The sequence below is a fragment of the Paracoccus sp. UBA5162 genome, assembly GCF_002413585.1.
Lineage (GTDB): Bacteria > Pseudomonadota > Alphaproteobacteria > Rhodobacterales > Rhodobacteraceae > Paracoccus.
This window is the reverse complement of sequence record NZ_DHXG01000065.1, coordinates 23,335-33,742: the sequence shown is the minus strand read 5'-3', so window position 1 is coordinate 33,742 and position 10,408 is coordinate 23,335. Positions and strand designations below refer to the sequence as shown.

Annotated in this window: 9 protein-coding genes; 6 read left to right on the top strand and 3 right to left on the bottom strand. The window is 64.1% G+C overall.

From position 1 onward, the window contains the following. Both B4A72_RS09660 and ruvC read right to left on the bottom strand, forming a co-directional pair. A partial coding sequence (locus B4A72_RS09660; RefSeq protein ID WP_292978478.1) for an OB-fold domain-containing protein occupies nt 1–168 on the bottom strand: 168 nt, incomplete at its 3' end. Beyond that, nucleotides 165–683, bottom strand: coding sequence for a crossover junction endodeoxyribonuclease RuvC (gene ruvC / locus B4A72_RS09655; protein WP_292953310.1), 519 nt, complete (start codon nt 681–683; stop codon nt 165–167). The genes ruvC and B4A72_RS09660, both read right to left, overlap by 4 nt. 161 nt (nt 684–844) lie before the next feature. Between ruvC and B4A72_RS09650 the strand changes: the two genes are divergently transcribed. From B4A72_RS09650 to B4A72_RS09625, 6 genes are read left to right on the top strand one after another with little or no spacing between them, the layout of a single operon-like run. Continuing rightward, nucleotides 845–3,688 (top strand): monovalent cation/H+ antiporter subunit A, encoded by a 2,844-nt coding sequence (locus B4A72_RS09650; protein WP_292953313.1) that lies wholly within the window; start codon nt 845–847, stop codon nt 3,686–3,688. Continuing rightward, complete coding sequence (locus B4A72_RS09645; RefSeq protein ID WP_292953316.1) at nt 3,689–4,087, top strand: Na+/H+ antiporter subunit C; 399 nt, start codon at nt 3,689–3,691, stop codon at nt 4,085–4,087. After that, nucleotides 4,084–5,682 (top strand): monovalent cation/H+ antiporter subunit D, encoded by a 1,599-nt coding sequence (locus tag B4A72_RS09640; protein ID WP_292953319.1) that lies wholly within the window; start codon nt 4,084–4,086, stop codon nt 5,680–5,682. The genes B4A72_RS09645 and B4A72_RS09640 overlap by 4 nt, the downstream gene beginning before the upstream one ends. Next, nucleotides 5,679–6,170, top strand: coding sequence for a Na+/H+ antiporter subunit E (locus B4A72_RS09635; protein ID WP_292953322.1), 492 nt, complete (start codon nt 5,679–5,681; stop codon nt 6,168–6,170). Before B4A72_RS09640 ends, B4A72_RS09635 begins: the two co-directional genes overlap by 4 nt. Continuing rightward, entirely contained in the window at nt 6,167–6,436 is a 270-nt protein-coding gene (locus B4A72_RS09630; protein ID WP_292953325.1) for a K+/H+ antiporter subunit F, read from the top strand. Before B4A72_RS09635 ends, B4A72_RS09630 begins: the two co-directional genes overlap by 4 nt. Nucleotides 6,437–6,449: 13 nt before the next feature. Further along, a complete protein-coding gene (locus B4A72_RS09625; RefSeq protein WP_292953328.1) occupies nt 6,450–6,866 on the top strand; it encodes a Na+/H+ antiporter subunit G in 417 nt (138 codons plus the stop codon). 12 nt (nt 6,867–6,878) lie between these two features. Here the strand turns inward: B4A72_RS09625 and dnaE are convergent, their stop codons facing one another. Continuing rightward, nucleotides 6,879–10,364, bottom strand: a complete 3,486-nt coding sequence (gene dnaE / locus B4A72_RS09620) for a DNA polymerase III subunit alpha (RefSeq protein ID WP_292978455.1) — start codon at nt 10,362–10,364, stop codon at nt 6,879–6,881. Nucleotides 10,365–10,408 lie beyond the last annotated feature (44 nt).

The window sequence follows — 10,408 nt, the reverse complement described above, 5'->3', positions numbered from 1 at the left end:
ATCCTCGCGCACCAGAAGATCGGTATAAAGCGCCGCCGCCTGTCCCGCGGGCGGCAGGGCGGCCGCCGTCCTTTCGCTGACATGGACGATATAGCCAACGCCCCGCACGTCGATCAGGACATGATCGCGGCCGCGGTGCAGGATGATTCCGGCGATGCGGCCGATCATGCGACACCCTGCCGCGGGCTCGCGATCCGCAGCACCCGGCCCTGAAGGTGATGCGCGTGGCAGATGGCGATGGCCAGCGCATCGGCCGCGTCTGGTCCCGCGAAGGCCACACCGGGCAGTTGCACCCGTACCATGTGCTGAACCTGTTCCTTGCCTGCATGGCCCACGCCGACAACCGTCTTCTTCACCGCATTCGGCGCGTATTCCCCCACTGCCAGACCCGCTTCCGCCGGGGCCAGCAGCGCGATGCCCCGCGCCTGCCCCAGCTTCAGGGTTCCGCTTGCGTCCTTGTTGACAAAGGTCTGTTCGACCGCCGCCGCATCGGGGGCGTGTTCGGCGATGACCGCGCAGAGGCCGCGGAACAGAACCGACAGCCTCGCGGCCAGATCGCGCGTGGATTTGTCCGCGGACGAATGGATCACGCCATTCGCCACATGCCGCAGCCGCGGCCCGTCCACGACGATCACGCCCCAGCCCGTATTCCTCAATCCGGGATCGATCCCCAGAACCCGCATGTCCGCCCCTTCCGGTTTTCCACAGCGTTAGCACGAAAGGCGAACATCGCCTAGGGGCAAGCGTCCGGGTCCGGTCATTTGCTTGACTCCACTGCGATGATTGGAAACACAAAGGTCAAGCAGCGAAAAGATCATACGCGCCAACAGGAAGCCCAGGACACATGTCGCCAGCCCTCATCGCCCTGCTGCCTTTCATCGGGGCCCTGCTGCCCGGCCTGCTGATCCGGTCCGGCCGCAGCGTCGCCGCCACGGCCTGCGGCACCACCACGCTGATTGCGCTGATCGGCCTCGTGCTGCATATTCCCGCGATCCTGCGCGGCGAGGTGATCACCGCCCGGTTCGAATGGCTGCCGCTGATCCAGCTGAACGCGAATTTCCGCATCGACGGGCTGTCGCTGCTGTTCGGCATCCTGATCCTGGGCATCGGGATGCTGATCATCGGATACGCGCGCTTCTATCTGTCGCGACAGGATTCGATCGGCAAATTCTACACCTATCTGATGCTGTTCCAGGGCGCGATGATCGGCATCGTGTTGTCGGACAACATCCTTCTGCTGCTGATCTTCTGGGAACTGACTTCGCTGTCCTCGTTCCTGCTGATCGGCTATTGGCGGCACCTGCCCGAGGGACGGCAGGGCGCGCGGATGGCGCTGGCCGTGACCGGCATGGGCGGGCTTGCGCTGATTGCGGGGATGCTGATCCTGGGCCAGGTTGCCGGCAGCTATGACATCGGCGATATCCTGACACGGAAGGACGCCATCCAGGCCAGTCCCTATTATCTGCCGATGCTGATCCTGATCCTGATCGGCGCTTTCACGAAATCCGCGCAATTCCCGTTTCATTTCTGGCTGCCGCACGCGATGGCCGCCCCGACCCCCGTCAGCGCCTATCTTCACAGCGCGACGATGGTGAAGGCCGGGCTGTTCCTGATGGCGCGGCTGTGGCCGGTGCTGGCAGGCACGGAGGAATGGTTCTGGATCGTGGCCACGACCGGGCTGATCACGATGACGGTGGGGGCCGTGATCGCGGTGTTCAAGGACGATCTGAAGGCGCTGCTGGCCCATTCTACGGTCAGCCAACTGGGCCTGATCACGATGCTGCTGGGCTTCGGAACGGAAGAGGCCGCGATAGCCGCCGTCTTCCACATCATCAACCATGCGACCTTCAAGGCGTCGCTTTTCATGACCGCCGGCATCATCGACCACGAAACCGGCACCCGCTCCATCAGGCGGCTGGGCGGGCTGCGCAGGCTGATGCCGATCACCTTTGCCATCGGCACCATCGCGGCGCTGTCGCTGGCCGGCATTCCGCCGCTGAACGGCTTTCTGTCAAAAGAGATGATGCTGGCCGAGCTGAGCGACCTTGAAATCGCGCGGCAGACCTTCATGATCGTGGGCACCGTCGCGGCGCTGTTCTCGGTGGGTTATTCGCTGCGCTTCATTGTCCACACGTTCTTCGGCCAGGAACGCGACGATTATCCGCATCGCCCGCACGATCCGGGATTCGGCCTCTATTCCTGGCCCGCGCTTCTGGCCTTGCTGGTCATTCTGATCGGTTTGTTTCCCAACACCATGGCGGGCTGGCTGGTCGATGCCTCGGCCGCCGCGGTGACGGGCGAGGCACAAAGTTCCGACATCTATCTGTGGCATGGCGTGAACGCGGCGTTGATCATGTCCACGATCGCAGTCCTGGGCGCCGTGGTTCTGCTGGGCCTGCACCGCCCCCTGCTTGCGGCCTGGAACGCCGCGCCGCGGCCCGAGGCCAAGACCATCTACGACTGGCTGCTTCTGCGCCTGGTCTTCGCGGCGCGGGGCTTTACCGACAACATGACCAATGGCGCAATGCCGCGCGCGCTGGCGGCCTTTACCCTGACCACGCTGTTTGCCGGCACGCTGGCCTGGTATACGGGCGCAGCCGGTCCGGCGACGCGCGACATGCTGCCCATCAAGCTGGTCCCCGCGATCGGCTGGGTGCTGGCGATGGTGGCGACCGGGCTGATGGTCACGTTCCACCGGGTCCGCGTCCTGGCGCTGGTTCTGGTCGGCATCGTCGGGCTGATGACTTCGGCCTTTTTCGCCTATTTCTCGGCGCCCGACCTTGCCCTGACGCAAATCTCGGTCGAGGTGGTGACGGTCATCCTGCTGCTGCTGGTGCTGAACTTCCTGCCAAAGCGCACATTGGTCGAATCCGGCGCAACGCAGCGCGGCTGGGATGCCTTTGTTGCGACGCTGGCGGGCGTTGGCTTTGGCGGGCTGACCTATGCCGTCCTGCGCCGCGACTTCGCCTTTGACCCGATCTCGGGCTACATGCTGGAAAACAGCTACGAGAAGGCCGGCGGCACCAATGTGGTCAACGTGATCCTGGTGGATTTCCGCGGCTATGACACCTTCGGCGAGATCACCGTCCTGGGGATCGCGGCACTGGCCATCTTCGCGCTGACCCAGACCCTGCTTCAGGGCAAATCCGCCAAGCGCCTGCGCAACTGGACCTATGATCAGCGCCGCGCCGGTGACCGCCACCCGCTGATGCTGGTGATCGCGACGCGGGTGCTGCTGCCGATCACGCTGGTCGTCGGCATCTATATCTTCCTGCGCGGCCACAACCAGCCCGGCGGCGGCTTTATCGCCGGTCTCGTCGTCGCCATCGCCCTGCTGATGCAATACATGGCCTCGGGCTATGCCTGGGCGCAGGAACGCCAGACCCTGCCCTATCACGCGCTGATCGGGGCGGGGGTGGTCGCGGCGGGCGCCACGGGCATCGGCGCCTGGTTCAACGGCCGGCCCTTCCTGACCTCGGCCTATGGCTATATCAAGCTGCCATTCCTGGAAAAAATCGGACTGTCCTCGGCCATCGGGTTTGATCTGGGCGTGTTCCTTTCGGTCGTGGGGGCGGTGATGCTGGCGTTGAACTCGCTGTCACGGATCGCGCGCCAGGCGGGCGAGAAGGTGAACACGAAACCGATGGACATAGACCTCAGCGAGGATCAGCCGGAGGGGGCGAAGTAGATGGAACTTCTCGTGGCCACCGCGATCGGCGCGATAACCGCCGCAGGCGTCTACCTGATCCTGCGCCTGCGCACCTTCGCCGTCGTTCTGGGCATGACGATGCTGACCTACGCGATCAATGCATTCCTGTTCGTCACCGGCCGGCTGGTCGTCAACATGCCGCCGATCCTGAGCAGCCACGACAACATTTCGCCGGCCGACTACACCGATCCCTTGCCGCAGGCGCTGGTGCTGACGGCCATCGTCATCAGCTTCGGGATGACCGCCGTCGTGGTGATGATGTCGCTGGGCGCCTTCATCGAGGGCGGCGACGACCGCGTCAACATGCCCGAGTCCGACCGGATCATGCCGCCGCTGAAGACTGTGGACGAGACGGCGAACGAGGACGAGAAAGCATGAATAACTGGCTGATCGCCCCCGTTCTGGTGCCGGCCCTGATGGGCCCGCTGATGGTGCTGTGGATGCGCCACGATCTGTTGCAACAGCGGGTCTTCGGCGTGATCGGCAGTCTTCTGACGCTGCTGGTCGCGATCAAGCTGCACATGATGGCCGTCGAGGGCGACGTTCTCGTCTATCGCCTGGGCAACTGGCCCGCGCCCTTCGGCATCGTGCTGATGCTGGACCGGCTGTCGGCGCTGATGCTGCTGCTGACGGCGATCCTGGCGGTGACGGTGCAGCTTTACGGCATCGGATCGGGCTGGGACCGCAAGGGTTGGCATTTCCATTCGCTGTGGCAGTTTCAGCTGATGGGTCTGAACGGCGCCTTTCTGACCGGGGACGCCTTCAACCTGTTCGTGTTCTTCGAGGTGCTGCTGATCGCCAGCTACGGGCTGATGATTCACGGAGGCGGCCCGATGCGGCTGCGCGCGGGCGTGCAATACATCAGCTACAACCTTGCCGGATCGGCGCTGTTCCTGGCCGCGCTCGGCTGTCTCTATGCCGTCACCGGAACCCTGAACATGGCCGACATGGCCGAGCGCGTGGCACGGATGCCGACCGAGGACACGGCGCTTCTGCGCACCGGCGCGGTGCTGCTGCTGCTGGTCTTTGCCATCAAGGCAGCCATCGTGCCGCTGCACTTCTGGCTGCCCTCGACCTATGCCAACGCGCCGGGTCCGGTGGCCGCGCTGTTTGCCATCATGTCCAAGGTCGGGGTCTATGCGATCATCCGCTTCTTCACGCTGGTCTTTCCGCAGGATTCGGTGATCGAGACCATCGCCACCGACCTGATCCTGCCCGCCGCCCTGATCACGCTGACCCTGGGGCAACTGGGGGTGATGGGCACCCGCAGCCTGGCGCGTCTGGCGGCCTTCGCGGCCATCGCCTCGATCGGGACGCTGATGATCTCGGTCGCGCGGTTCGATGCGCAGGGGCTGACGGCGGGGTTGTATTACATGATCCATTCCACCCTGTCGGCGGCGGCGCTGTTTCTTGTCGTGGATCTGGTCGCGGCGCGCCGCGGCGGTGATTTCTGGCTGCGGCTCAGGCCGGCCATCGGCAATACCGGCCTGATCTCGGCCCTGTTCTTCGCGACCGGCATTGCGGTCGTGGGGCTGCCGCCGCTGTCCGGCTTTCTGGGCAAGCTGATGATCCTCGACGCCACCGCCGACGACCCCTGGCGCGATGGCATCTGGGCCACGATTCTCGTGACCTCGCTGATCGCGCTGGTGGGCTTTGGGCGGGCAGGCTCGATCCTGTTCTGGAAGTCGCACGAGATGGACCCCGAGCCGGGCAACGACAGCGACGAAGGTCAGCGCCCCGCGCCCGGACCGATCCCGACGAAGCTGGAAACCGACGAACCGATCCAGGATGTCGGCGATTCGGCAGCGCCATGGCTGTCCTTCACCGCGACCGGCGCGCTGCTGGCCGGTATGGTGGTGCTGACCGTCTTCGCCGGGCCGCTGACCGATTATCTGCAACGGACGGCCGATCAACTGACCAACCCGACGCTCTACTACGAATCGGTGCTGCGCCAGCAGGAGGGTGCGAAATGATCCGGCGCCTGTTTCCTCATCCCTATCTTTCGGCGATGCTGGTCATCGTCTGGATGTTGCTGGTCAACCGGTTCGCCTGGGGTTCGCTGGTCTTTGCGGTGATCCTCAGCATCGCGATCCCGGCGCTGACCGAACCCTACTGGCCCGCCCGTGCCCGGCTGCGCCATCCGGGCAAGATCCTCGTCTATGTCACGATTGTCGTCCACGATATCATCAGGGCCAATATCGATGTGGCGCTGATCGTGCTGTTCAAGCCCAACCGCAACCTGCAACCCGCCTGGATCACCATTCCGCTGGAGTTGCGATCGCCCGAGGCGATCACGGTTCTGGCCAGCACCATCACGCTGACACCGGGGACGGTCAGTTCGGACCTGTCGCAGAACGGCCATGCGCTGCTGGTCCATTGCCTGCACGCTCCCGAACCGCAAGAGGTGATCGACGAGATCAAGACGCGCTACGAAGCCCGCCTGAAGGAGATCTTCGAATGATCCTCTACGCGCTTTATTTCGCCTTCGCCTGTTTCGGCATCGGCCAGTTGTTCTGCCTCTACCGCGTTGTTTTCGCGCCCGGAGTCGGCGATCGGGTTCTGGCGCTGGACACGATGGCGATCAACATGATCGCGCTGACCGCCCTGTTCGGCATCCTGCACGACACGACGATGTATTTCGAGATCATGCTGCTGTTCGCCATGGTCGGCTTCATCTCGACCGTGGCCTATGCAAAATTCCTGCTGCGCGGCGACCTGATCGAATGAAAGGGAAAATGCGATGGACCTTGCTGGAGAGATCCTGATCTCGGCGATGCTGGTCATCGGCGGTGCTTTCGGTCTTGTGGGATCCTACGGGCTGGTGAAGCTGCCCGATCAGATGACCCGGCTTCATGCACCGACCAAGGCCGCAACGCTTGGCGTGGGTGGCATCATGATCGCATCGCTGCTCTGGTTCGGCTTTTTCGGCGAACGTGCCAGCTGGCACGAATTCCTGATCGTGCTGTTTCTGTTCCTAACCGCGCCGATAACCGGGCTGATGATCGCCAAGACCAACATGCACCTGACCTGGCGCCCCGATGAGTTGCCCTATCCGGGCGAGGACATGCACTGGGCCACCTTCGGCGATTCCGCCGATCGCAGCCTGATGGACGGCGACGCCGATCTGGACAACACCGAACGCGACCTGAGAGAATAGGCCGCGCTCGCCCTATTCCTCGCTGACCTCCAGCACCCCCGGCACGGCGCGCAACGCCTGCCGCGCGGGCGTGGTCAGAGGCGCATCATCGGCCACCTCGATCTCGATCAGTTCATCGCCTTCGCGCAGACGCAGCAGAATCGGCCCGCGAGATCGCGCCGAAACCACGATTTCAGTGCGGATCCGACCCAGAACCTCGGCCAGGCGCGGAATCTCGTCGGCGCTCTGCATCTCGACCGCAAGGCTGCCGGCGCCTGCATCGGCCACCGCGTCCTCCAGCCGGGTGACGGAATTGGCCAGCATCTTGACCTGCTCGCCCGAGGGTTCGACCTTGACCTGCAACACGACATTCTCGCCCGGTTCCAGCCGATCGCGCGAGGCGTTCAGCAGGTCCGAGAACACCGTCACCTCGTAAAGCCCGGTCGGATCGGACAGGCTGACAAAGGCGTAGGGCGTGCCCTTGGCCGACTTGCGTTCCATCCGCGCGGCCACGGTGCCGGCGATGCTGGCCACCATCGGGCCGCCTGCCGCCTCGGCGCTGATCTGGGCCAGCGTCATCACGTTCTTGCGCTTCAGCGCGGGCAGGTAATCGTCCAGCGGATGCCCGGACAGGTAAAAGCCGATGGCGCGATGTTCCTCGCCCAGCTTCTCGGTCGGCAGCCAGACCTGCTCGATCGCCGCACGCGGCGGCGGCAGATCCTCGCCGCCGCCGAACAGCGAGGATTGGCTGGACGCCGCCTGTTCCTGAACCGCCGCCGACCACGCGACCAGGCTGTCCAGAGATTTCAGGACCCTCGCGCGGTTATCGTCCAGCGCATCGAACGCGCCGGCGCGGGCCAGCATCTCCAGCGGGCGCTTGCCCACGCGCTTCATGTCCACGCGGCGGGCAAAATCATGGATATCGGCAAAGGGTCTGTCGCCGCGCGCCTCGTGGACCAGTCGCATCGCCTCGATGCCGACGCCCTTCAACGCCCCAAGCGCATAATGGATGCGGCCTTCGCCCACGGTGAATTTCGGTGCCGAGCGGTTGACGCAGGGGGCCAAGATCGCGATTCCCATCCGGTCGCATTCGCGTTTGTAGATGGCCAGCTTGTCGGTCAGGTGGATGTCGCAGTTCATCACCGCGGCCATGAATTCGACCGGATGGTTCGCCTTCAGCCAGGCGGTCTGATAGCTGACCACGGCATAGGCGGCCGCGTGTGATTTGTTGAAGCCGTAATTGGCGAACTTCTCGAGCAGGTCGAAAACTTCGCCGGCCTTCTTTTCGGGCACGCCGTTCTCGATGCTGCCCTTGATGAATTTCGGACGTTCCTTGGCCATTTCGGCGGCGATCTTCTTGCCCATGGCGCGGCGCAGCAGATCGGCCCCGCCAAGGCTGTAGCCGGCCATGACCTGCGCGATCTGCATCACCTGTTCCTGATAGACGATGATGCCCTGCGTCTCGGCCAGGATATGGTCGATGCTGGGATGGATCGATTCCAGCGCGCGCGCGCCGTTCTTGACCTCGCAATAGGTCGGGATGTTCTCCATCGGGCCGGGACGATACAGGGCCACGAGGGCCACGATATCCTCGATGCAGGTGGGCTTCATCCGGCGCAGCGCATCCATCATGCCGCTGCTTTCCACCTGGAACACCGCGACCGTGCGGGCACTGGCGAAAAGATCATAGCTGGCCTGGTCGTCCAGCGGGATGGCGTTGATCTGGTTCTCGGCACCCTCGGGCGGCCGATACAATTCGCGGCCATCGGCTGTGACATGCAGGGGCCGCCCGCCGGCATTGATCAGATCGACCGCGTTCTGGATCACGGTCAGCGTCTTCAGGCCCAGAAAGTCGAACTTGACCAGCCCGGCCTGTTCCACCCATTTCATGTTGAACTGCGTCGCCGGCATGTCCGATCCGGGATCGCGATACAAGGGCACCAGCCGGTCCAGCGGCCGGTCCCCGATCACCACCCCCGCCGCGTGGGTCGAGGCGTTGCGATACAGCCCCTCGATCTTTTCGGCATAGTCCAGCAGCCGGGCGATCACCTCTTCGCGGGCGGCCTCGCGCAGGCGCGGTTCTTCGGCCCGCGCCCGGGTGATGCTGACGGGCTTCACCCCTTCGACCGGGATCATCTTGGACAGGCGATCCACCTGCATGAAGGGCAGCTGCAGAACACGGCCGACATCGCGCACCGCTGCCTTGGACAGCAGCGCGCCGAAGGTGATGATCTGGCCAACCTTTTCCTTGCCGTATTTCTCCTGCACATAGCGGATCACCTCTTCGCGGCGATCCATGCAGAAATCGATGTCGAAATCCGGCATGCTGACCCGTTCGGGGTTCAGGAAGCGTTCGAACAAGAGGTTGTAGCGCAGCGGATCCAGATCGGTGATGGTCAGGGCATAGGCAACAAGCGACCCCGCCCCCGAGCCGCGCCCCGGTCCCACCGGGATGTCGTGGTCCTTGGCCCACTGGATGAAATCGGCGACGATCAGGAAATAGCCCGGAAAGCCCATCTGCTCGATGATGCCCAACTCGAAATCCAGCCGCTTTTCGTAATCCTCGACCGGCACTGCATGGGGGATGACCTTCAGCCGCGCCGCGAGACCTTCCTCGGCCTGCCGCCGCAGCTCGGCGACCTCGTCATCGGCGAATCTGGGCAGGATCGGCTTGTGCCTTTCGACCGCGAACGCGCAGCGGCGGGCGATCTCGACGCTATTGTCCAGCGCCTCGGGCAGGTCGGCGAACAGGACCGCCATTTCCTCGGGCGACTTGAAATAGTGCTGCGGCGTCAGGCGGCGGCGGGGCTGGGACTGATCGACATAGGCCTTTTCGGCGATGCAGATCAGCGCGTCATGGGCCTCGAACATTTCGGGCTTGGGGAAATAGACGTCGTTCGTGGCGACCAGCGGCAATTCCTTTGCATAGGCAAGCTCGATCAGTCCGCCTTCCGACACGGCCTCGGCCTCCGGCAACTTGCCGTTCTCGGCCGGATGGCGCTGCAATTCGACATAGAGTCGGGTCGGAAAGGCCGAGCCAAGGCGATCCGCAAGCAATGCGGCCTTGTCGGTCTGACCTAGCGCGATCAACAGACCCAGCGGCCCCGTCGGTCCGCCCGACAGGCAGATCAACCCCTGGGCATGGGCGCAGACCTCCTCCAGCGTGACATGCGGCAGGCTGCCATCCGTGCGCAGATAGAGACACGAGGACAGCGCCATCAGGTTCAGCCAGCCCTGCCGGTTCTGCGCCAGCAGCACGACCGGGGCGGACACGCTTGCCAGGGTCTCGGGCAGGCGCAGTGTCATCTGGCAGCCGATGATCGGCTGGATGCCCTTCTCCATCGCCTTGACGCTGAATTCCAGCGCGGCGAACATCGCGTTGGTGTCGGTCAGCGCGACCGCAGGCATGCCTGCTTCGGCGGCAAGCGTGGCCAGTTTGCCTACGGGAACCGCGCCTTCCAGCAGGGAATGCTCGGAATGTGTGCGCAGATGAATGAATCGGGGGGATTTCGTCGCCATGGTCGCGACGTTATCGCAGCCTGACCAAACAGCGCAATTGCCGA

Coding starts and splice junctions, on each gene's coding strand:
- B4A72_RS09650 (WP_292953313.1), top strand. CDS start 845: ATGTCGCCAGCCCTCATCGCCCTGCTGCCTTTCATCGGGGCCCTGCTG.
- B4A72_RS09645 (WP_292953316.1), top strand. CDS start 3,689: ATGGAACTTCTCGTGGCCACCGCGATCGGCGCGATAACCGCCGCAGGC.
- B4A72_RS09635 (WP_292953322.1), top strand. CDS start 5,679: ATGATCCGGCGCCTGTTTCCTCATCCCTATCTTTCGGCGATGCTGGTC.
- B4A72_RS09625 (WP_292953328.1), top strand. CDS start 6,450: ATGGACCTTGCTGGAGAGATCCTGATCTCGGCGATGCTGGTCATCGGC.
- B4A72_RS09640 (WP_292953319.1), top strand. CDS start 4,084: ATGAATAACTGGCTGATCGCCCCCGTTCTGGTGCCGGCCCTGATGGGC.
- dnaE (WP_292978455.1), bottom strand. CDS start 10,364: ATGGCGACGAAATCCCCCCGATTCATTCATCTGCGCACACATTCCGAG.
- ruvC (WP_292953310.1), bottom strand. CDS start 683: ATGCGGGTTCTGGGGATCGATCCCGGATTGAGGAATACGGGCTGGGGC.
- B4A72_RS09630 (WP_292953325.1), top strand. CDS start 6,167: ATGATCCTCTACGCGCTTTATTTCGCCTTCGCCTGTTTCGGCATCGGC.